The organism is Bacillus sp. RCC_6_1, assembly GCF_041360755.1.
Lineage (GTDB): Bacteria > Bacillota > Bacilli > Bacillales > Bacillaceae_G > Bacillus_A > Bacillus_A cereus.
Genome location: NZ_JBFUPV010000002.1, coordinates 939,113 through 961,627 on the forward strand (window position 1 = coordinate 939,113; position 22,515 = coordinate 961,627).

Below are 22,515 nucleotides of genomic sequence, written 5' to 3' on the forward strand. Positions count from 1 at the left end.
GGAAATATGGCAGTTTTAGAAATAATAAAGCATCCAAATGAAGTGTTAGAAACACCATGCGAAAGAGTAATTAACTTTGATAAAAAGTTAGTGAAATTGTTGAAAGATATGCATGAAACAATGTTAATTGCGGACGGAGTCGGTTTAGCTGCGCCTCAAGTAGGTGTAAGCTTGCAAGTAGCGGTTGTTGATGTCGATGATGATACTGGGAAAATCGAGTTAATCAATCCATCAATATTAGAAAAACGTGGTGAACAAGTAGGTCCCGAAGGCTGTTTAAGCTTCCCGGGACTTTATGGTGAAGTAGAACGTGCCGATTATATTAAAGTAAGAGCACAAAATCGCCGTGGGAAAGTATTCTTATTAGAAGCGGAAGGATTTTTAGCGCGTGCAATTCAACATGAAATCGATCATTTACACGGTGTTTTATTTACATCGAAAGTGACAAGATATTATGAAGAAAACGAACTAGAATAGGTGTTAAAAGGAGCGGTTTTTAAATGATAAAAGTAGTGTTTATGGGAACACCGGACTTTTCAGTGCCGGTGCTTCGTCGTCTTATTGAAGATGGCTATGAGGTAGTAGGTGTTGTGACGCAACCTGATCGTCCAGTAGGTAGAAAAAAAGTATTAACACCTACACCTGTTAAAGTTGAAGCGGAAAAACATGGTATCCCTGTGTTACAGCCGTTAAAAATTCGTGAAAAAGATGAATATGAAAAAGTATTGGCATTAGAGCCAGATTTAATTGTAACAGCTGCATTTGGGCAGATTGTACCAAATGAAATTTTAGAAGCACCGAAGTATGGATGTATTAATGTTCACGCTTCTTTACTTCCTGAACTTCGTGGTGGTGCACCAATTCATTATGCAATTATGGAAGGTAAAGAAAAAACAGGTATTACAATTATGTATATGGTAGAAAAATTGGATGCTGGTGATATCTTAACGCAAGTGGAAGTTGAAATTGAAGAGCGTGAAACGACAGGCTCATTATTTGATAAATTAAGTGAAGCAGGAGCACACCTTCTATCTAAAACAGTACCTTTATTAATCCAAGGTAAGTTAGAACCGATTAAACAAAACGAAGAAGAAGTAACGTTTGCGTACAATATAAAACGTGAGCAAGAGAAAATTGATTGGACAAAAACAGGTGAAGAAGTATACAATCACATTCGCGGATTGAATCCATGGCCAGTTGCTTATACAACTTTAGCGGGACAAGTTGTTAAAGTATGGTGGGGAGAAAAAGTGCCTATAACTGAACCGGCTGAAGCAGGTACGATTGTTGCAATCGAAGAAGATGGTTTTGTTGTAGCAACGAGTAATGAAACAGGTGTTAAAATTACTGAATTGCAACCTTCTGGTAAAAAGCGTATGAGTTGTTCACAATTTTTACGTGGAACAAAACCTGAAATTGGAACGAAGTTAGGAGAAAATGCATGAGACAAAATGTTCGTGAATTAGCTCTTGATGGTTTAATTCAAGTGGAAAAAAGTGGTGCATATAGCAACTTACTTTTAAATAATCTAATTGAAAAAAGTGCAATTGATAGAAAAGATATTGGTTTATTAACTGAAATTGTATATGGAACGATTCAACGTCGTGACACATTAGATTATTATTTACAGCCTTTTTTAAAAAAGAAGGTTGAGGCGTGGGTAAGAGTATTGCTTCGCTTATCTTTATATCAAATGATTTATTTAGACCGAGTGCCAGAAAGAGCGGCTATTCATGAAGCGGTTGAGATTGCAAAGCGTCGCGGGCATAAAGGAATTGCTGGTATGGTGAACGGTGTATTACGTTCGATTCAGAGAGAAGGTGTACCTTCTGTAGATGAAATCAAGGATCCAGTAGAACGTCTTGCAATTACAACAAGTCATCCAGTTTGGCTTGTCCAAGAGTGGACTTCAGAATACGGTTTAGAAACTGCAGAAAAAATGTGCGAAGTAAACATGTTACCCCCTGTACCAACAGCGCGTGTGAATGTTGATAAGGTAACGGTAGAAGAAGCGATTGAGTTGTTGGCAAGTGAAGGTATAGAAGCAAAAAGTGGTGACTTATCAGATGATGCAATTCAGATTGAAAGAGGAAATGTAGCGCATACAGAAGCGTTTAAAAAAGGATTTCTTTCTATTCAAGATGAAAGTTCTATGCTTGTAGCACGCGCTTTAGAACCGAATACGGGAGATGCAGTTCTTGATAGTTGTGCTGCTCCAGGCGGAAAAACAACGCATATCGCGGAACGATTAAAGGGAACTGGTAAGGTCATGTCCCTTGATTTACATGCACACAAAGTACGTTTAATTAAACAGCAAGCAGAGCGACTTGGTCTAGAAAATGTCGAAACTAAAGCGCTAGATGCTAGAAAAGTGCAAGAGCACTTTGCAAATGAAACGTTTGATAAAATATTGGTAGATGCACCGTGTTCTGGATTTGGTGTAATTAGACGTAAGCCTGATATTAAGTTAGGAAAAGATAAAGGCGATAGTGAAAGATTATCGACGATTCAAATTGCAATACTAGAAAAAATAGCACCATTATTAAAACAAGGCGGTCGTCTTGTTTATAGTACGTGCACAATTGAGAAAATAGAAAATGAACAAGTAATAGAGAAATTTTTACAAGAACATCCTGAATTTGAATGGGATACTACGCTTAAAGAGCGTATGCCAGAAAAATTAACTCCGTATATTGATGAAGGTCAAGTACAAATTTTACCGCATTATTTTGCGACGGATGGCTTTTATATTGCTTGTTTAAGGAAGAAGGTGTAGCATCATGGAAACGACTGTAAGAAAACAAAAGAAAAATTTAGAAACGAAGAAACCATCAATTTACTCTTTACAACTTCATGAAATGCAAGATTGGTTAAAGGAACAAGGAGAACCGAAGTTCCGTGCTGGACAAATTTTTGATTGGTTATATAAAAAACGTGTAAAAAATTATGAGGATATGTCAAACCTTTCTAAAGGATTGCGTGATAAATTGTCGAATTCCTTTGATATTACTACTTTAAACACGTTAGTAAAACAAACGTCTTCGGATGGAACAATTAAATTCTTATTCCAATTATATGACGGATATTCTATTGAAACGGTATTAATGCGACACGAATATGGAAATTCCATTTGTGTAACAACGCAAGTGGGTTGTCGTATTGGGTGTACGTTCTGTGCTTCGACACTTGGTGGATTAAAGCGAAACCTAGAAGCTGGAGAAATCGTAGCGCAAGTAGTAGAAGTTCAGCGTGCGCTTGATGAAACGGAAGAACGTGTAAGTTCTCTTGTTGTTATGGGGATTGGAGAACCATTTGATAACTATGATAATTTAATGGGATTCTTACGCATCATTAACCATGAAAAAGGACTTCATATTGGTGCGAGACATATGACTGTTTCGACGAGTGGAATTATCCCGAAAATTTATAAGTTTGCTGAAGAAGATCTACAAATTAATTTTGCGATTTCATTGCATGCTCCAAACTCAGAATTACGTTCAAAATTAATGCCGATTAACCGTGCTTATAAATTACCAGATTTAATGGAAGCTATTAAATACTATGTAAATAGAACAGGGCGTCGTATTACTTTTGAATATGGATTATTTGGAGGAGAAAATGACCAAGTAGAGCATGCTGAAGAGCTTGCTGCGCTCTTAAAAGGTGTAAAATGTCATGTGAACTTGATTCCGGTAAACTACGTACCTGAACGTGATTATGTACGTACGCCACGTGAACAAATTTTCTTGTTCGAGAAAACGTTAAAAGATCGTGGAGTGAATGTAACGATTCGCCGTGAACAAGGTCATGATATTGATGCAGCCTGCGGTCAGTTGCGTGCGAAGGAGCGCAAAGAAGAGACGAGGTGACGAGATGAAAGCCGTATTTCTATCGGATAAAGGAAAAGTTCGTCAACATAATGAAGATAGTGCAGGAGTTTTTCACAATTTAGATGGAAATGTATTAGCGGTAGTAGCAGATGGAATGGGAGGTCATCGAGCTGGTGATGTAGCTAGCTCGATGGCCATTCAATTATTCCATGATTATTGGAAGCAAACACATAATATGAATGAGCCGAAAAAAGTAGAACAATGGTTACATACTAGTGTTGGGATTATTAATGAGCGTATATATGAATACGCTCAGCAAAATGCAGAATGTAATGGTATGGGAACAACGCTTATAATAGCTGTTTGTACACCAAGCTTTGTGACAATAGGGCATATAGGAGATAGTCGTTGCTATATGGTATCAGAAGGAGAAATGACGCTAGTAACGGAAGATCATTCACTTGTAAATGAGCTTGTGAAACATGGTGAAATTTCAAAGGAAGACGCAGAGTATCATCCGAAAAAGAATGTGTTATTAAGAGCATTAGGAACAGAAGAAAAAGTTGGGTTAGATGTTAAAACGTTGGTGATTGAGGAAGATGATCAATTACTTCTTTGCTCTGATGGGTTATCAAACAAAGTTTCTATTGATGATATGCGACAAATTTTACAGTTAAATGAACAGCTTGAAGGTAAAGGGCAGTGTCTCATTCAATTGGCAAATGATCGCGGTGGAGAAGATAATATCACACTTGTTCTTATTGATTATGCGGGTTCGACAAACGAAAGTAGGTGAAGTGCAACGTGCTGATTGGAAAACGCTTAAATGACCGTTATAAGCTGCTGAAAATGATTGGTGGTGGCGGAATGGCCAATGTATATTTAGCTCATGATGATATACTTGGCCGAGATGTAGCGGTAAAAATATTAAGACTCGACTACTCAAATAACGAAGAGTTTATTAAACGTTTCCATCGAGAAGCGCAGTCTGTTACAACGTTGTCGCATCCAAATATTGTGAATATGTATGATGTCGGAGAAGAAGATGGTATATACTATCTTGTCATGGAATATGTACCAGGGCAAACATTGAAGCAATACATAATTGAGCGAGGGATGTTACCTATAGGAGAAGCTCTTGATATTATGGAGCAGTTAACATCCGCTATGGCACATGCCCATCATTTTGAAATTGTGCATCGTGATATAAAGCCGCACAATATTTTAATTCGAGCTGATGGAATAATAAAAGTAACAGATTTTGGAATTGCGACAGCTACAAGTGCAACAACAATTACACATACAAATTCAGTGCTCGGTTCAGTCCATTATTTATCGCCAGAACAGGCACGTGGCGGGATAGCAAATAAACAATCAGATATCTATTCTCTTGGAATAGTTATGTTTGAATTGTTAACAGGAAGACAACCGTTTTCTGGCGAATCTGCTGTTGCTATAGCTTTAAAACATTTACAAAGTGAAATCCCATCACCAAAAAGATGGAATGAAAATATTCCGCAAAGTGTTGAAAATATTATATTAAAGGCAACTGCAAAAGATCCGTTTCACCGATATCAATCTGCCAATGCGATGAAGCGAGATATTGAAACTGCGCTATATCCAGAGAGGATAAATGAGCAACCATTTTACATACCGGAAGATATGGAAGCGACGAAAGCGATTCCGATTATTCAACAAGAACAATTATTTGAAAATGTAAGTGATGAAACGATTGTTTTAAAAGGGAGTAAGGTGGAAGAACCGATAAGAGCAGAAGCAGCTGAGTTAGATAAGAAGAAAAAACGGAGTAACAAGTGGCTTAAAGTTTTAATTTCAACATTTTTATTTTTAGCAATAGGAATAACATTAGCACTTACGGTTATTCCAGGATTATTTATTCCGAAAGATGTGAAAGTTCCTGATGTGGCTGGTATGAAATACACGACAGCTGTAAATACATTAGTAGAAAAGGGCTTTGAGGTGACGGAGCCTAATATTGTATATACAGATGATGTTGAAGTTGGGGATGTAATAAAAACGGACCCTGTAGCAGGAAGAGTCGTAAAAGAAAACGCTAAAATTACTATCTATCAATCAGGTGGAAAAAAGAAAAGTAAGATGGCAAATTTCACAGGTCAAAACTTTGAGAGTGTAAAAGCTGAGTTAGAAGAAAAATATAAACAAGTTACGGTAAATTATATTGAAAATGATAAGCCGAAAGGTGAAATTGTAGAACAAATTCCGACGCCTGATCAGATGGTTATAGAAGCGGAGCAAGAACTGAAAATCTGGGTAAGTAAAGGGCCTTATCAAATTAGACCAGGTGACTTTTCGGGGTGGACTGAAAATAGTGTAACTGGTTATTTGAATGAGAGAAAACTAACGTCAGATATAAAACGAGAGTATTCAGATACAGTCGAAAAAGGACTTGTAATTTCGCAATTTCCAAAACCAGGTACACCATTAAAAGAGGGAGATAAAGTAACTATTATTATCTCTGATGGTCAAAAGCCTAAAGTGACTAAAACGGTAAAAGTGGACAATATCTCTATCCCATATGAGCCTGCTGTAACAGGTGAAAAAAAGCCGCAAACAATAGAAATTTATAAAGAAGACATGCAGCAAAAAATGGATAGACCGGTTGAAACGAGAACAATTACTGAATCAGCGACTATTTCTTTAGAATTTGTAATTCAAGAAGGTTCAAAGGGACACTATAAAATTGTACGGGATGGAGTAACGATTATTGATAAAGAAGTACCATATCCAACTCAATAATAGTGAAAGTCTACTTATTATTATTGCCTGTTATGCTGTCTACAAAGTGGACGGTATAGCAGGCAAAAATATATGATTCAAAAAGCTAGTAAAGTGATGCAGCTGTAAATATTTTTTTGCATTTAATGGGAAATTCAATGTATATTAGCGAAAGTATATATGGTAGGTTTTGAAATCGTTATTTGGAAAATTTAAATCCATTCATTTTTAAATTCAGCATCACCTTATACAAAAAAGGAGAATTCTATGCCAGAAGGAAAAATTATAAAAGCTTTAAGTGGGTTTTATTACGTGCAGCATGAAGAAGGGGTTACGCAATGTCGTGGGCGAGGTGTATTTAGAAAAAATAAAATTACACCACTTGTAGGAGACCAAGTTGTTTTTCAGGCAGATAATCCAACTGAAGGTTATGTGCTTGAAGTGTTTGATCGAAAAAATGAACTTGTTAGACCTCCTATTGCTAATGTCGATCAAGCGATCCTTGTGTTCTCTGCAGTAGAACCAGATTTTAATCCTGGACTGTTAGATCGATTTTTAGTGCTGATTGAATATCATAACATTAAGCCAATTATTTGTATTAGCAAGATGGATTTAGTAGATGAAAAGATGAAAGCAACTGTTGAAGCTTATGCGAATGATTATCGTGAGATGGGTTATGATGTTTTATTTACTTCTATTAATACGTCAGAAAGTATTGATATATTAAAACCATACTTAGAAAATTGTGTTTCTGTCGTTGCGGGCCAATCTGGTGTTGGGAAATCTTCAATGCTTAATGTGCTACGTCCAGAATTAGAGCTGAAAACAAATGATATTTCTTCCCATTTAGGACGCGGGAAGCATACGACAAGACACGTAGAATTAATTGCAATTGGGAGTGGACTAGTAGCAGATACACCGGGTTTTAGTTCACTAGATTTCATTGATATAGAAGTAGAAGATCTTACATATTGTTTTCCAGAGTTGAAAGAAGCGAGCCAATACTGTAAATTTAGAGGGTGTACACATCTTTCTGAACCGAAATGTGCGGTGAAAGCTGCGGTTGAAGAAGGGAAGATTACAGAATATCGCTATAAGAACTATAAACAATTCGTAGAAGAAATTAGAGAGAGAAAGCCGAGGTATTAGTTATGATTAAAATTGCACCATCGATTTTATCAGCAGATTTTTCAAAATTAGGGGAAGAGATTAAAGATGTAGAAAAGGGCGGAGCGGATTACATTCACGTTGACGTAATGGATGGACATTTCGTACCAAATATTACGATTGGACCGTTAATTGTAGAAGCAATCCGTCCGATTACATCATTACCATTAGATGTACATTTAATGATTGAAAATCCTGATAACTATATCCCGACTTTCGCACAAGCGGGAGCGGATATTATTACTGTTCACGTAGAGGCGTGTCCGCATCTACATCGTACAATTCAGTTAATTAAATCTCATGGTATTAAAGCGGGCGTTGTATTAAATCCACATACGCCAGTTTCAGTGATTGAGCATGTATTAGAAGATATAGATATGGTATTACTTATGACAGTAAACCCTGGATTTGGTGGACAGAAGTTTATCCATTCTGTATTACCGAAAATTAAACAAGTTGCAGACATGGTGAAAGAGCGCAATCTAGAAGTGGAAATTGAAGTTGATGGTGGTGTAAATGCTGAAACAGCAAGACTTTGTGTGGAAGCAGGAGCAAATGTACTTGTAGCTGGGTCAGCAGTATACAATCAAAAAGACCGCGGTGAAGCAATTCGCGTAATTCGTGGGTAGTGATGAACTTTTATCCTAGTAAGGCATTTATAGGATAGGATAAAAATATGTAAAAAGGCAATCTACCGAATGGCAGATTGCCTTTTTACAATGGGAGGAGAAGAAAAAATGATTATTCATATTTTGGCAGGAGGACCTTCGGAATATTGCGCAGATTTTGCTCGATACGAGAATGAGGAAGTAGTGTGGGCAGCGGTTGATAGGGGAGTATACCGTCTATTAAAGAAAGGGATTACCCCGGCTGTTGCGTTTGGAGATTACGATTCAGTTACTGAAGAAGAATTAGTATGGATGGGACAGCAAACGAACGAATTACATATTGTTCCGCGGGAAAAAGATCAAACGGATTTAGAAATTGCAATCAACTGGGCATTAGAACAGAAGCCGGCACTAATTCGTATTTTTGGTGCTACTGGTGGAAGGCTTGATCACGGTTTGGCAAATATACAGATGCTTTTAAAAGGGTTAGAAGTAGAGATAGAAATGTGTATTGTGGACAATAAAAATGAAATAACAGTTAAAAAAATGGGTACACATATAATTGAAGAAAATAAAAATTTTCCTTATGTATCTTTTGTACCAGTTACTGAAATAGTGGAAGGGATTACATTGTTTGGTTTTAAGTACCCTCTTACTAATAAAACAATAGAGTGGGGATCAACACTTTGTATTAGTAACGAACTCGTTGAGGAAAAAGGTACTTTTTCATTTACTTCTGGCATATTAATGTTGATAAGAAGCACTGATTGAAGAAACAATTTTGCTCCTTACATCATATAGTGACCAAGTGGAGTAATGGGGATTAGGAGGGAAACCATGAGATTTTATACAATTAAGTTACCTAAATTTCTTGGTGGAATAGTTCGTGCAATGTTAAATACCTTCAAAAAAGATTAAAAAAAGCACCTATCACCGGTGCTTTTTCCATTGTTATAGTAAAAAAAGAGCCTATCGGCTCTTTTTTTTATTATTAAACACGTTCGATTTTGCCAGATTTTAATGCTCTAGCAGAAACGTAAACACGTTGAACTTTTCCGTCGATGCGTACGCGAACTTTTTGAAGGTTAGCGCCCCATTTACGTTTTGTAGCGTTCATTGCGTGAGAACGAGAGTTACCAGAACGAGCTTTTCTTCCAGTAATAGCACAAACACGAGCCATTTATATTTCCCTCCCTTGATACCTTACCATACGTAATTTTTCAATGTTAGTCTTTTATGCGATGCTAAAAACACTACTATAATTTAACACAACTAAAAAGAGAATGCAACACCGTAGAAAAAAGAAATCAAGAAAATTTACTTGACACTATATGTCAATGAAGAAAAGTTGAAATCCATAAAAATTGCTTGACATATTATAGTGGTACATGTTGTATAATAACAATGGACTATTTTGCTCATCATAAAAAAGTGTAATTTAAAACATAAAATATGAGAGTGAAAAGAAAGAACGATGGAATTTTCTTTAAAAAGATTATATGATAGTAACTAAAGTAGTCTAGCTCACTTTCACCATTTATGAAGGGGGAAACGAGATGTCAATTGAAATTAAAACGAAGTACGGTCAAATTGATATTAGTACAGATGTAATTGCAACAATTGCTGGAGGTGCCGCGGTAGATTGCTACGGTATCGTAGGTATGGCATCAAAAAATCAGTTAAAAGATGGATTAACAGACATTTTACGAAAAGAAAACTTCACTAGAGGTGTTATTGTTCGTAAAGATGAAGATGAAGTACATATTGATATGTATATTATTGTGAGCTATGGTACGAAAATTTCAGAAGTGGCACATAATGTGCAGACGAAAGTGAAATATACATTAGATCAAACTGTAGGACTAGCAGTAGATTCTGTAAACATCTACGTACAAGGAGTTAAAGTAATAAACTTGTAATGTGCATTAAGGAGGAAAATCTGTGTCAATTCAAAAAATTGATGGAAAACGTTTATCACAAATGATCATGCAAGGAGCGAATAATTTAACAAACAATGTTCAGCTTGTTGATGCATTAAACGTATTTCCAGTTCCAGATGGCGATACCGGTACAAACATGAACTTATCTATGACTTCAGGTGCGCGTGAAGTGAAAGCAAACCCTTCACAGCATGCTGGTAAAGTCGGCGTAAGTTTAGCCAAAGGATTATTAATGGGAGCTCGTGGTAACTCTGGAGTTATTTTATCTCAGTTGTTCCGTGGTTTCTCTAAATCCATTGAACAAAAAGAAGAATTAACAACAGTTGATTTTGCTGCAGCACTAGAAGCTGGAGTAGAGGCGGCTTATAAAGCGGTTATGAAACCGATTGAAGGAACGATTTTAACGGTTGCAAGAGAAACGGGTAAATATGCAGTAACAGTTGCGAAAAAACAGCGCGACTTTGTTTTGTTTATGGAAGACGTTGTGAAAGAAGCAAACGCATCGTTAAATCGTACGCCAGATTTATTACCTGTATTAAAACAAGTTGGCGTTGTAGATAGCGGTGGTAAAGGTCTTGTAGTGGTATACGAAGGATTTTTAGCTGACTTAAAAGGAGAAACGATTTCTTCTGATGCACCGACGCAACCATCTATGAATGAAATGGTACGCGCAGAACATCACCGTAGTGTACAAAGCCAATTGAGTACAGAAGATATTAAGTATGGATATTGTACGGAATTCATGGTGAAATTAGAGGCTGAAAAGGTGAAAGAGCATAATTTCTCTGAACAAAAATTCCGTGAAGATATTAGTGTATATGGTGATTCTCTACTAGTTGTGTCTGATGATGAAATTGTAAAAGTTCATATCCATGCAGAACATCCTGGAGACGCTATGAACTACGGGCAAAAATACGGTAGTTTAATTAAGATTAAAGTAGAAAATATGCGTGAACAGCATACTGCTTTATTAGATGAACCTACTATGGTTCCTGAACAACCAGCTCAATCGAAAGAAAAACAACCATATGGTATCGTAACTGTAGCTATGGGGTCTGGTATTAAAACTTTATTTGAGAGCATCGGCGCAACGAAAGTTATCGAAGGTGGTCAAACGATGAATCCAAGTACGGAGGATATCGTGAAGGCAATTGAAGAAGCAAATGCTGAAAAAATCATTATTTTACCGAATAACGGAAATATTGTAATGGCAGCAGAACAAGCGGCATCAGTTGTAGATCAAGAAGTTATTGTTGTTCGTTCGAAAACAGTTCCTCAAGGTATGGCAGCAATGTTAGCATTTAACCCAGTTGGAACGTTAGAAGAGAATGAAGAAAACATGCAAGAAGCTTTATCTCATGTGAAAACAGGTCAAATTACGTATGCTGTACGTGATACGGAAATTGATGGTGTAGCAATTCAAAAAGATGATTTCATGTGTATTGCAGATGGGAAAATTGTATCTACAAATGCTGAAAAAGTAGGAGCTGCGAAGCAATTACTAGAAGCGCTTATTGATGAAGATTCTGAAATCGTAACGATTCTACAAGGTGAAGATGCAACTGACGAAGAAGTAGCGGAGTTAGTTGAATTTGTAGAAGAGAAATTTGAAGATGCAGAAGTAGAAGTGCATGCTGGAAACCAACCAGTGTATTCTTTCATCTTCTCTGTAGAATAAGATAAGATTCGTTTTGAAAATAAATGGATTACTTACTTGCTAATGGATAAGAAGTAGTAATATGAAGTTTATTACTAGTTTTTATTCAAAAGGCTAGCATATTGAAGAGAGAAAAGAGCCTTGCTGCTAATAGTGAGGCTCTTTTTTACTTGTTTTATATAAGGGATTTGAGTAGTTTCTCTTAGAATGCCTATGATAGAATATATAAGGTGAAAGAGAGCGATTACAGATGCTAATTGGTACTCAAATAAAATGCAATAAAGAAAATAATGTGACGGGGTGTGAGAATCTTGAATGATGTTGTACAAGTTCCTGTTACGGATGTAAAGGGGATCGGAGGAGAAACATCTGAGTTACTACATGAGATGGGTATTTATACAGTTTCTCATCTATTAGAACATTTTCCATACCGTTATGAAGATTATGCGATGAAAGATCTTGCTGAAGTAAAGCATGATGAACGTGTAACGGTTGAAGGGAAGATTCATAGTGCTCCTTTGCTGCAATATTATGGTAAGAAGAAATCGCGTTTAACAGTTCGTGTTCTCGTCGGTCGGTATTTAATTACGGCGGTATGTTTTAATAGGCCTTACTATAAGCAAAAATTAAAGTTAGATGAAACGGTAACGATTACTGGTAAATGGGATCAACATCGTCAAACAATTGCTGTATCAGAACTTCATTTTGGGCCGGTTGTACGTCAACAAGAAGTGGAACCTGTTTATTCAGTAAAGGGGAAACTTACAGTAAAACAGATGCGTCGTTTTATTGCTCAAGCGTTAAAGGAATATGGAGATTCTATAGTCGAAGTGTTACCGGATGGTTTGTTAGGGCGATATAAATTATTACCAAGATATGAAGCGCTTAGGGCATTGCATTTTCCGGTAGGACAGGAAGATTTGAAGCAAGCGCGTCGCCGTTTTGTATATGAAGAATTTTTCTTATTTCAGCTGAAAATGCAAACGCTCCGGAAAATGGAGAGGGAAAATTCAAAAGGGACGAAGAAAGAGATTCCGTCAGTAGAATTACAAGAATTTATCGATGCACTGCCGTTTCCATTAACGGGTGCGCAGCGCCGAGTTGTAGATGAAATTTTGAAAGATATGACATCTCCTTATCGGATGAACCGACTATTGCAAGGTGACGTTGGTTCTGGGAAAACAGTTGTTGCTGCGATTGGCCTTTATGCATCGAAATTAGCTCATTATCAAGGTGCTTTAATGGTTCCTACAGAAATTTTAGCTGAGCAACATTATCAGTCGCTTGCTGAAACGTTTTCGCATTTTGGTATGAAGGTGGAACTGTTAACAAGTTCTGTTAAAGGTGCGAGACGTCGAGAAATTTTAGCGAAGTTAGAACAAGGAGAAATAGATATTCTTGTTGGAACGCATGCCTTAATTCAAGATGAAGTTATATTTCATAGGTTGGGTCTCGTTATTACAGATGAACAGCATCGATTTGGTGTAGCGCAGCGCCGAGTTTTACGGGAGAAAGGTGAAAGTCCAGATGTATTATTTATGACAGCGACACCAATTCCGCGTACGCTTGCAATTACTGCATTTGGAGAGATGGATGTTTCGATAATCGATGAGATGCCAGCAGGTAGAAAGGTGATTGAAACATATTGGGCAAAACATGATATGTTAGATCGCGTTCTCGGTTTTGTTGAAAAGGAGATAAAAAAAGGAAGACAGGCATACGTTATTTGTCCTCTAATTGAAGAATCTGAGAAACTTGATGTGCAAAATGCTATCGACTTACATAGTATGCTGACGCATCATTACCAAGGGAAATGCCAAGTTGGATTGATGCATGGGAGATTATCGTCTCAGGAAAAAGAAGAGATAATGGGACAGTTTAGTGAAAATAAAGTGCAAATTCTTGTATCGACAACAGTTGTTGAAGTAGGTGTGAACGTACCGAATGCGACTGTAATGGTTATTTATGATGCAGAACGTTTCGGTTTATCGCAGCTTCATCAGCTTAGAGGGCGTGTCGGCCGTGGTAGTGAGCAATCATATTGTTTATTAATAGCAGACCCTAAATCAGAAACAGGGAAAGAAAGAATGCGCATAATGACTGAAACAAATGATGGATTTGTATTGTCAGAAAAAGATTTAGAATTACGAGGTCCTGGAGATTTCTTTGGGAGTAAGCAAAGTGGCTTACCAGAATTTAAGGTTGCTGACATGGTACATGATTATCGAGCGTTAGAAACAGCAAGGCAAGATGCGGCGATACTAGTAGATTCAGAAGCGTTTTGGCACAATGATCAGTACGCTGCCTTGCGTACGTATCTTGATGGGACAGGTGTGTTCCAAGGAGAGAAGCTCGATTAAAGGGAGTCAACAAAAGTTTTTGTTGCATTCTACTTTTAATGATTATATACTACTGTTAGTACCTAGTCATAAAAATGGATGGTGCGGTATGAAAAAAAGAAGAAGTAAAAAAGAAAGACAAGAGTTATTACAACAAACAATCGAATCAAATCCTTTTATTACGGATGAAGATTTAGCGGAAAAATTTCAAGTGAGTATACAAACAGTACGACTTGATCGTATGGAATTGTCTATTCCTGAATTAAGAGAGAGAATTAAACATGTAGCTACAAAGCAACATGAAGAAGATGTGAAATCTTTACCGTTAGAAGAGGTTGTTGGAGAAATTATTGATATTGAATTAGATAGACATGCAATCTCTATCTTTGAAGTAAAGGTAGAACATGTATTTAAAAGAAATCAAATTGCCCGTGGGCATCATCTGTTTGCGCAAGCAAACTCACTAGCTGTTGCAGTTATTGATGAAGAATTAGCTTTAACTGCAAAGTCTACCATTCGATACATTCGCCCTGTAAAATTAGGAGAGCGTGTTGTTGCAAAAGCGCGCGTTGAAGATGTAGAGAATGATAAGGGACGGACGGTTGTCAAAGTGCGTAGCTTCGTTGGAGAAGAACTTGTTTTTACAGGCACTTTTGAAATGTATCGATCTAGTAATTATAGTGAGGAAGGTAACAACTTATGAAAATCGCAATAGATGCAATGGGCGGAGATCACGCTCCAAAGGCTGTAGTATTAGGGGCAATGAAAGCTATTAAGGAATATTCTGATTTACATATTACGTTAGTAGGGAAAGAAGAGGAAATTCGTCAATACTTAACGAGTGATGAACGAATTACTATTCTTCATACAGACGAAAAAATAGAATCAACGGAGGAACCAGTAAGAGCGGTTCGTCGAAAAAAACAAGCTTCAATGGTGCTTGCGGCACAACAAGTAAAGGATGGAGAAGCAGACGCTTGTATATCCGCAGGTAGTACAGGAGCTTTAATGGCAGCTGGATTATTTGTTGTCGGTCGTATGGAAGGAATTGAGCGACCAGCTTTATCGCCTACAATGCCAACTGTAGATGGAAAAGGTTTTGTTATGTTAGATGTTGGAGCAAATGTTGATGCAAAACCAATTCATTTATATCAATATGCAGTAATGGGATCTGTTTATGCTGAGAAGGTAAGAGGAATTGAAAATCCTCGCGTTGGACTATTAAACGTTGGAACAGAGGATGGAAAAGGAAACGAGCTTTCAAAGCAAGTATTTGCAATGCTTAAAGATGCGCCAATTAATTTCGTTGGGAACATTGAATCAAGAGATTTATTGCAAGGTGTAGCAGATGTTGTTGTATGTGATGGTTTTACAGGGAATGTAGCGTTGAAATCATTAGAGGGAACAGCACTTGCGCTATTCTCTATGTTGAAAGAACAATTAATGAGTTCATTTACGAGTAAATTAGCAGCGGCGGTATTAAAGCCAAAACTTATGGTATTAAAAGATAAAATGGATTATTCGGAGTATGGAGGAGCTGCATTATTTGGATTGAAAGCACCTGTCATTAAGGCTCACGGTTCTTCTAATGACCAGTCGATATTTAGTGCGATTCGTCAAACGAGAGAAATGGTAGCGAAAGAAGTAATTCCTACAATTTCAAGCGTAATGGAGAAAGAGTCACTCCAATAAGAGGAGGATTTGAAATGGGAAAAATAGCATTTCTTTTTCCGGGCCAAGGTTCACAGGCAGTTGGAATGGGTAAACAATTAGCAGAGAATAATAAAGAGGTTGCAAAAGTGTTTGCAAAAGCAGATGAGGTGTTGCAAGATTCACTTTCAGAAGTGATTTTTGAAGGACCGCAGGAAAAGCTTACATTAACAACAAATGCGCAGCCTGCATTATTAACAACGAGTTTTGCTATTTTGACAGCTTTGAAAGAGTATGACATTACACCTGACTTTGTCGCTGGTCATAGTTTAGGTGAATATAGCGCTCTTGTAGCAGCTGGTGCATTAACTTTTGAAGATGCGGTATATGCTGTAAGGAAACGCGGGGAATATATGGAAGAAGCTGTTCCGGGCGGGGAAGGTGCAATGGCAGCTATATTAGGTGCTGACCCACATATGCTGAAACAAGTTACAGAAGAAGTAACAAGTGAAGGATATGCAGTGCAAATCGCTAATATGAATAGTACGAAGCAAATTGTAATTTCTGGAACGAAGCAAGGCGTAGAGGTTGCTTCTCAAAGAGCGAAAGAAAATGGTGCAAAGAGAGCAATTCCACTAAAAGTAAGTGGGCCATTCCATTCTTCACTTATGAAGCCGGCAGCTGAGAAGTTTCAAAGTGTTTTGAATGAAATTACAATTCATGATACGAACATTCCTGTTATTGCAAATGTTACGGCGGATGTTATTACACGTGGTGCCGACATTCAAGAAAAGTTAATCGAACAGCTTTATTCGCCTGTATTATGGTACCCGTCTATTGAATGTATGGTGAAGCAGGGAGTAGATACATTTATTGAAATTGGGCCTGGAAAAGTACTTGCTGGACTTATGAAGTCAATTGATTCATCAGTGAAAGCATATGCGATATATGATGAAGAGACATTAAAAGATACCATTTCAAATTTGAGAGGAGAAAACTGATGTTAAAAGGGAAGGTAGCATTAGTAACTGGCGCTTCACGTGGAATTGGTCGCGCGATTGCGATCGATTTAGCGAAACAAGGGACAAATGTAGTAGTAAATTATGCAGGTAATGAACAAAAAGCAAATGAAGTAGTAGATGAAATTAAGAAATTAGGTTCTGATGCAATTGCGGTAAAAGCAGATGTTGCAAATGCTGATGATGTTACAAATATGGTGAAACAAACAGTAGATACATTTGGACAAGTTGATATTCTTGTAAATAATGCTGGTGTAACAAAAGATAATTTATTAATGCGTATGAAAGAAGAAGAATGGGATACAGTTATTAATACAAACTTAAAAGGTGTATTCTTATGTACAAAAGCAGTATCTCGTTATATGATGCGTCAACGTCACGGTAGAATTATAAATATCGCTTCTGTTGTGGGTGTTATAGGAAACCCAGGGCAAGCTAATTATGTTGCTGCTAAAGCGGGTGTTATTGGATTAACAAAAACATCTGCAAAAGAGTTAGCAAGTCGAAATATTACTGTGAATGCAATTGCGCCGGGCTTTATTGCGACTGATATGACGGATGTACTAGATGAGAATATTAAAGCTGAAATGTTAAAAGTTATTCCAGCTGCTCAATTTGGTGAAGCGAAAGATATCGCGAATGCTGTAACGTTTTTTGCTTCTGATCAAAGCAAATATGTTACAGGTCAAACGTTAAATGTTGATGGCGGTATGGTAATGTAATAAAAGAATCGATTTCACCTAGTTTTTTTGGTCAATATTTAATATAATATTTGAGGGGAGGTGAATGGAATGGCAGATGTTTTAGAGCGCGTAACAAAAATCATCGTTGATCGTTTAGGAGTAGAAGAGACTGAGGTAGTACCAGCTGCAAGCTTCAAGGAAGATTTAGGAGCAGACTCCCTAGATGTAGTAGAACTTGTAATGCAATTAGAAGATGAATTCGAAATGGAAATTTCTGATGAAGATGCTGAAAAGATTGCTACTGTTGGCGATGCTGTGACTTACATAGAGAGTCATCTATAATGCTTAAGTGAAGTCCCGTTTTTTAGCGGGGCTTTCTGGCTTATATCTGGAGGGACCTATGCCGTACCGAAAATATAGAGAAAAAAAATACGAAACAAAATATCGTGAAGCATTTAAAGTGTTTCAAGAAAAGATAGGTATTACGTTTACAGATGAAAAATTATTGATTCAAGCATTTACGCATTCATCGTATGTGAATGAGCATCGAAAAAAACCGCATGAAGATAATGAGCGTCTTGAATTTCTTGGAGATGCAGTATTGGAACTGACTGTATCACAGTATCTGTTTCAAAAATATCCGACAATGAGCGAAGGAGAGTTAACAAAACTACGTGCAGCTATTGTATGTGAGCCATCTCTTGTTCGTTTTGCGAACGAATTGTCATTTGGCAGCCTTGTTTTATTAGGAAAAGGTGAAGAAATGACAGGTGGACGTGAACGACCAGCTTTATTAGCGGATGTCTTTGAAGCGTTTATTGGTGCCCTTTATCTTGATCAAGGGCTAGAAACAGTTTGGGAATTCTTAAAAGAAATTGTATATCCGAAAATTAATGAGGGTGCTTTTTCTCATGTGATGGATTATAAGAGTCAGTTGCAAGAATTGATTCAGCGTGATGGCAGTGGCAATGTTGAGTATCAAATTTTGCAAGAAAAAGGACCAGCTCACAATCGAGAATTTGTGTCACGTGTTACGTTAAATAACGTAGCTTTAGGTCTTGGTAGTGGTAAGTCGAAAAAAGAAGCAGAGCAACAAGCTGCTGCAGAAGCATTGAAAAAATTAAAAGAACAACTATAAGGAATCCCCCTTTGAATGAGGGGGATTCCTTATGCATAGAATGAAACTTTCTTTTTGTTTATAAAGAAAAAGAAGGTAAATCCGTATAATACTTGTTTTTATATAGAGAACATTTATAACGACGGAGAATAGGAGGAAGGCCTTTCGTGTTTTTAAAAAGATTAGAAATAGCAGGGTTTAAGTCTTTTGCTGAGCGTGTATCTGTTGATTTTGTCCCAGGTGTAACTTCTGTAGTAGGACCTAATGGAAGCGGGAAAAGTAATATTACTGATGCAATTCGCTGGGTACTTGGTGAACAATCTGCAAAATCATTACGTGGTGCAAAGATGGAGGATATTATTTTTGCAGGCAGTGATACGAGGAGAGCGGTTAATGTTGCTGAAGTAACAATAACTTTAAATAATGAAGATCAACGTTTACCAATTGAATACAATGAGGTGTGTGTAACACGTCGTGTATCTCGTTCAGGTGATAGTGATTTTTATATTAATAAACAATCATGTAGATTGAAAGATATTATCGATTTATTTATGGACTCTGGTATGGGAAGAGAAGCTTTTTCAATTATTAGCCAGGGGAAAGTGGAAGAGATTTTAAGTAGTAAGTCAGAAGAGCGTCGAGGTGTATTTGAAGAAGCGGCAGGCGTACTAAAATACAAACTTCGCAAAAAGAAAGCTGAAGGGAAACTAGCAGAAACACAAGAAAACTTAAATCGTGTACAAGATATAATTCATGAATTAAGTAGTCAAGTAGAACCTTTAGAAAGACAAGCTTCTATTGCGAAAGATTATCTTGAGAATAAAGAAGAATTAGAGAAAGTAGAAGCTGCGCTTATTGTTCATGAAATTGAAGAATTGCATGAGAAATGGGAAGCGCTTCGAAATCAGTTTGGGCATAATAAAAACGAAGAAGCTAAAATGTCAACGAATTTACAAAAAAGTGAAGAAGAGCTTGAGGAATTACGAGGACAATTACAAGCGGTAGACGAGTCTGTAGACTCGTTGCAAGAAGTACTTCTTCTTTCTAGTAAAGAGCTAGAAAAACTAGAAGGGCAGCGTGAGTTGTTAAAAGAAAGAAAGCAAAATGCTACGACGCATTGTGCGCAACTTGAGCAGTTAATTGTTGAATTAACTGAGAAAGCTAAAAGTTACGATGGTGAGATTGAGTCAAGTACAGAATCTTTAATGCAATTTGTGAATGAAGTAAAAGAGTTGGAGCAAAAATTGCATGATAATGAGCAACTGCTTGCTACTTTTGCTGACAATTTAGAGGAACAGATTGAGAATTTAAAAGGTGACTATATTGAGCTTTTAAATCAACAAGCTAGTCATCGTAATGAATTATCTATGATTGAAGAACAATCGAAACAGCAAACGTCTAAAAACGAGCGTCTAGATGAAGAGAATGCGAAATATGTAGAAATGCGTATGGAAATTACAGCGAAAAAGACGAAACTTGTAGAAAGTTACGAACAAGCGAAAGAAAAAGTAGCTGGCATTCTCTCAAATATACAGAAGACAGAGGCGGCGCTTGGGAAATGTAAGACGCAGTATAGTGAAAATGAAACAAAACTGTATCAAGCATATCAATTTGTGCAACAGGCACGTTCTCGAAAAGAAATGCTTGAAGAGATGCAAGAAGATTATTCTGGATTCTATCAAGGTGTACGTGAAGTATTGAAAGCTAGAGAAAATAGGTTGCAAGGTATCGAGGGTGCTGTTGCGGAACTGTTAACGGTACCGAAAGAATACGAAGTTGCAATGGAAATCGCTCTAGGTGCAGCGATGCAGCATATTGTTGTACAAACAGAGGAACATGCTCGTAATGCGATTGCATTTCTAAAGCAAAATAAACATGGACGTGCAACGTTTTTACCGCAAGCTGTTATTAAAAGCAGATCGTTATCATTTGAGCAATTACGCATTGCAAATCAACACCCATCGTTTGTAGGTGTGGCGGCAGAACTTGTGCAGTACAACAATAAATATGAAAATGTAGTTTCAAATTTATTAGGTACTGTTATTGTTGCGAAAGATTTACGTGGAGCAAATGAGTTGGCGAAACAACTGCAATACCGTTATCGCATTGTAACAATCGAAGGTGACGTAGTGAATCCTGGCGGTTCTATGACTGGTGGGGCGGTAAAGCAAGCGAAATCTTCTTTATTAGGACGCCAACGTGAACTGGAAGAGTGGACTCGCAAGTTAACTGATATGGAAGAAAAAACAACGAAGTTAGAAAACTTTGTTAAAGCAGTAAAACAAGAGATTCAAGAAAAAGAAGTGAAAATACGCGAACTAAGGCAAACTGTAGAAGCAGATCGTGTAGATGAGCAGAAATTAAGAGAAGAGATTAATCGTTTAGAATTAGAAGAACATCGTATTAATGATCGGTTGTCTATTTATGATTTAGAGATTGAAGGGTTTTTACAAGATCGAGTAAAAATGCAAGGGCGTAAAGAGGAGTTAGAAGGGGTTTTAACGAATCTTCAAGCTGAAATCACTAAGTTAGATAGTAAAATTGTAGCTTTAACAAAACAAAAAAGTGAGCAACATTCTTCGAAAGAAAAAGTTCAAAAAGAAATGACTGAGTTAAAAGTGCTGGCAGCTGAAAAGCAACAACGCTTATCTAATCAAAAAGAAAAAGTTGAACGATTGACGAAGGAAAAAGAAGAAACGGATGCGACACTTGTAAAAACGAAAGAGGATTTAGCGTTCTTAAAACAAGAAATGACATCTAATTCAAGTGGTGAAGAGCAAATTACGAATATGATTGAGAAGAAAGCATATGATCGTAATCAAACTTCAGAATTAATTCGCTCTCGTCGTGAACAACGTGTATCGTTGCAAGAGAGAGTAGAACATTTAGAGCGCAATTTGAAAGAAACGACAGGTAAACATAAATATGTTCTTGAAATGTTGAAAGATCAAGAAGTGAGAATAAATCGACTGGATGTAGAGTTGGAAAATAGATTACAACATTTACGTGAAACATATACGATTTCATTTGAAGCGGCAAAACTAAAATATACAATGACAATGCCTGCAGAAGATGCGCGTAAGAAAGTAAAATTAATCAAATTATCCATAGAAGAGTTAGGTACAGTGAACCTAGGGGCAATTGATGAATATGAACGTGTAGCGGAGCGTCATACATTCTTACTAGAGCAGAGAGACGACTTAGAAGAAGCGAAAGCGACATTGCACCAGCTTATTACCGAAATGGATGAAGAAATGAAAAAACGCTTTTCTACTACGTTTGAAGGCATTAGAATGGAGTTTCAATCGGTATTCTCTGAATTATTTGGAGCCGGTAGAGCGGATTTAGTAATGACTAATCCCGAGGATTTACTAAATACGGGTATTGATATTGTAGCACAACCGCCAGGGAAGAAACTGCAGAACTTAGGTTTACTTTCAGGTGGAGAGCGTGCTTTAACAGCAATTGCGCTTTTATTTGGTATTTTAAAAGTACGCCCAGTACCGTTCTGTGTACTAGATGAGGTAGAGGCAGCCCTTGATGAGGCGAATGTAGCTCGTTTTGCACAGTATTTAAAGAAATTCAGTGATGAGACGCAGTTTATTGTAATTACACATAGAAAAGGTACAATGGAAGAGTCTGATGTGTTGTACGGTGTAACAATGCAAGAATCGGGGGTATCTAAACTTGTTTCGGTTCGTTTAGACGCCGGAGAAGAACTTATTGCAAGTGAATAGGAAGGATGGGA

At 37.2% G+C, this 22,515-nt stretch carries 21 protein-coding genes; 20 read left to right on the forward strand and 1 reads right to left on the reverse strand.

All coding sequences use genetic code 11. The features are described 5' to 3' along the window. Window positions 1-6: 6 nt before the first annotated feature. From def to spoVM, 10 genes are all read left to right on the forward strand, one after another. Window positions 7-477 (forward strand): peptide deformylase, encoded by a 471-nt coding sequence (gene def / locus AB6801_RS11090; RefSeq protein WP_000279455.1) that lies wholly within the window; start codon window positions 7-9, stop codon window positions 475-477. A gap of 23 nt (window positions 478-500) precedes the next feature. Next, window positions 501-1,445: a methionyl-tRNA formyltransferase gene (gene fmt / locus AB6801_RS11095; protein WP_000598804.1), complete on the forward strand. Its 945-nt coding sequence runs from the start codon at window positions 501-503 to the stop codon at window positions 1,443-1,445. Further along, a complete protein-coding gene (gene rsmB / locus AB6801_RS11100; protein WP_001249668.1) occupies window positions 1,442-2,776 on the forward strand; it encodes a 16S rRNA (cytosine(967)-C(5))-methyltransferase RsmB in 1,335 nt (444 codons plus the stop codon). Before fmt ends, rsmB begins: the two co-directional genes overlap by 4 nt. Window positions 2,777-2,780: 4 nt before the next feature. After that, complete coding sequence (gene rlmN / locus AB6801_RS11105) at window positions 2,781-3,869, forward strand: dual-specificity RNA methyltransferase RlmN (protein WP_000450541.1); 1,089 nt, start codon at window positions 2,781-2,783, stop codon at window positions 3,867-3,869. 4 nt (window positions 3,870-3,873) lie between these two features. Continuing rightward, the gene (locus AB6801_RS11110; protein ID WP_000648703.1) at window positions 3,874-4,626 is read left to right on the forward strand and encodes a Stp1/IreP family PP2C-type Ser/Thr phosphatase; all 753 of its coding nucleotides are present in this window, start codon (window positions 3,874-3,876) and stop codon (window positions 4,624-4,626) included. An 8-nt stretch (window positions 4,627-4,634) separates the two neighbouring features. After that, window positions 4,635-6,608, forward strand: coding sequence for a Stk1 family PASTA domain-containing Ser/Thr kinase (gene pknB, locus AB6801_RS11115; protein ID WP_000904748.1), 1,974 nt, complete (start codon window positions 4,635-4,637; stop codon window positions 6,606-6,608). 246 nt (window positions 6,609-6,854) lie between these two features. Then, window positions 6,855-7,736 carry a ribosome small subunit-dependent GTPase A gene (rsgA, locus tag AB6801_RS11120; protein WP_001113932.1) on the forward strand — a complete coding sequence of 294 codons (882 nt, stop codon included), beginning with the start codon at window positions 6,855-6,857 and terminating at the stop codon, window positions 7,734-7,736. Window positions 7,737-7,738: 2 nt separating this feature from the next. Continuing rightward, a complete protein-coding gene (gene rpe / locus AB6801_RS11125) occupies window positions 7,739-8,383 on the forward strand; it encodes a ribulose-phosphate 3-epimerase (RefSeq protein WP_000589974.1) in 645 nt (214 codons plus the stop codon). Between the two features lie 69 nt (window positions 8,384-8,452). Then, entirely contained in the window at window positions 8,453-9,133 is a 681-nt protein-coding gene (locus AB6801_RS11130) for a thiamine diphosphokinase (protein WP_002062149.1), read from the forward strand. 66 nt (window positions 9,134-9,199) lie between these two features. Next, complete coding sequence (gene spoVM, locus AB6801_RS11135; RefSeq protein ID WP_001213599.1) at window positions 9,200-9,280, forward strand: stage V sporulation protein SpoVM; 81 nt, start codon at window positions 9,200-9,202, stop codon at window positions 9,278-9,280. Window positions 9,281-9,353: 73 nt separating this feature from the next. Here spoVM and rpmB read toward each other — a convergent pair whose 3' ends face one another. Continuing rightward, on the reverse strand, window positions 9,354-9,542 hold the full coding sequence (rpmB, locus tag AB6801_RS11140) for a 50S ribosomal protein L28 (RefSeq protein ID WP_000124776.1): 189 nt from the start codon (window positions 9,540-9,542) through the stop codon (window positions 9,354-9,356). Between the two features lie 376 nt (window positions 9,543-9,918). On the opposite strand from rpmB, the gene AB6801_RS11145 reads away from it, so the two are divergent. The 10 genes from AB6801_RS11145 to smc all read left to right on the forward strand — a co-directional run bounded on the left by AB6801_RS11145 (window position 9,919) and on the right by smc (window position 22,504). Beyond that, entirely contained in the window at window positions 9,919-10,281 is a 363-nt protein-coding gene (locus AB6801_RS11145; RefSeq protein ID WP_000021109.1) for an Asp23/Gls24 family envelope stress response protein, read from the forward strand. Window positions 10,282-10,303: 22 nt separating this feature from the next. Then, the gene (locus AB6801_RS11150; protein WP_000027129.1) at window positions 10,304-11,980 is read left to right on the forward strand and encodes a DAK2 domain-containing protein; all 1,677 of its coding nucleotides are present in this window, start codon (window positions 10,304-10,306) and stop codon (window positions 11,978-11,980) included. A 290-nt stretch (window positions 11,981-12,270) separates the two neighbouring features. Continuing rightward, on the forward strand, window positions 12,271-14,319 hold the full coding sequence (recG, locus tag AB6801_RS11155; protein ID WP_001000813.1) for an ATP-dependent DNA helicase RecG: 2,049 nt from the start codon (window positions 12,271-12,273) through the stop codon (window positions 14,317-14,319). Window positions 14,320-14,407: 88 nt separating this feature from the next. Beyond that, the gene (gene fapR / locus AB6801_RS11160; RefSeq protein ID WP_000747349.1) at window positions 14,408-15,001 is read left to right on the forward strand and encodes a transcription factor FapR; all 594 of its coding nucleotides are present in this window, start codon (window positions 14,408-14,410) and stop codon (window positions 14,999-15,001) included. Next, on the forward strand, window positions 14,998-15,990 hold the full coding sequence (gene plsX / locus AB6801_RS11165; protein WP_000684098.1) for a phosphate acyltransferase PlsX: 993 nt from the start codon (window positions 14,998-15,000) through the stop codon (window positions 15,988-15,990). Before fapR ends, plsX begins: the two co-directional genes overlap by 4 nt. A gap of 14 nt (window positions 15,991-16,004) precedes the next feature. After that, window positions 16,005-16,949, forward strand: coding sequence for an ACP S-malonyltransferase (fabD, locus tag AB6801_RS11170; RefSeq protein WP_000515903.1), 945 nt, complete (start codon window positions 16,005-16,007; stop codon window positions 16,947-16,949). After that, a complete protein-coding gene (gene fabG, locus AB6801_RS11175; RefSeq protein WP_097999122.1) occupies window positions 16,949-17,689 on the forward strand; it encodes a 3-oxoacyl-[acyl-carrier-protein] reductase in 741 nt (246 codons plus the stop codon). Before fabD ends, fabG begins: the two co-directional genes overlap by 1 nt. Window positions 17,690-17,758: 69 nt before the next feature. Beyond that, window positions 17,759-17,992, forward strand: coding sequence for an acyl carrier protein (acpP, locus tag AB6801_RS11180; protein ID WP_000786062.1), 234 nt, complete (start codon window positions 17,759-17,761; stop codon window positions 17,990-17,992). Between the two features lie 58 nt (window positions 17,993-18,050). Then, entirely contained in the window at window positions 18,051-18,788 is a 738-nt protein-coding gene (gene rncS / locus AB6801_RS11185; protein ID WP_001146875.1) for a ribonuclease III, read from the forward strand. Window positions 18,789-18,934: 146 nt separating this feature from the next. Beyond that, on the forward strand, window positions 18,935-22,504 hold the full coding sequence (gene smc / locus AB6801_RS11190) for a chromosome segregation protein SMC (RefSeq protein WP_370941071.1): 3,570 nt from the start codon (window positions 18,935-18,937) through the stop codon (window positions 22,502-22,504). Window positions 22,505-22,515: the final 11 nt, after the last annotated feature.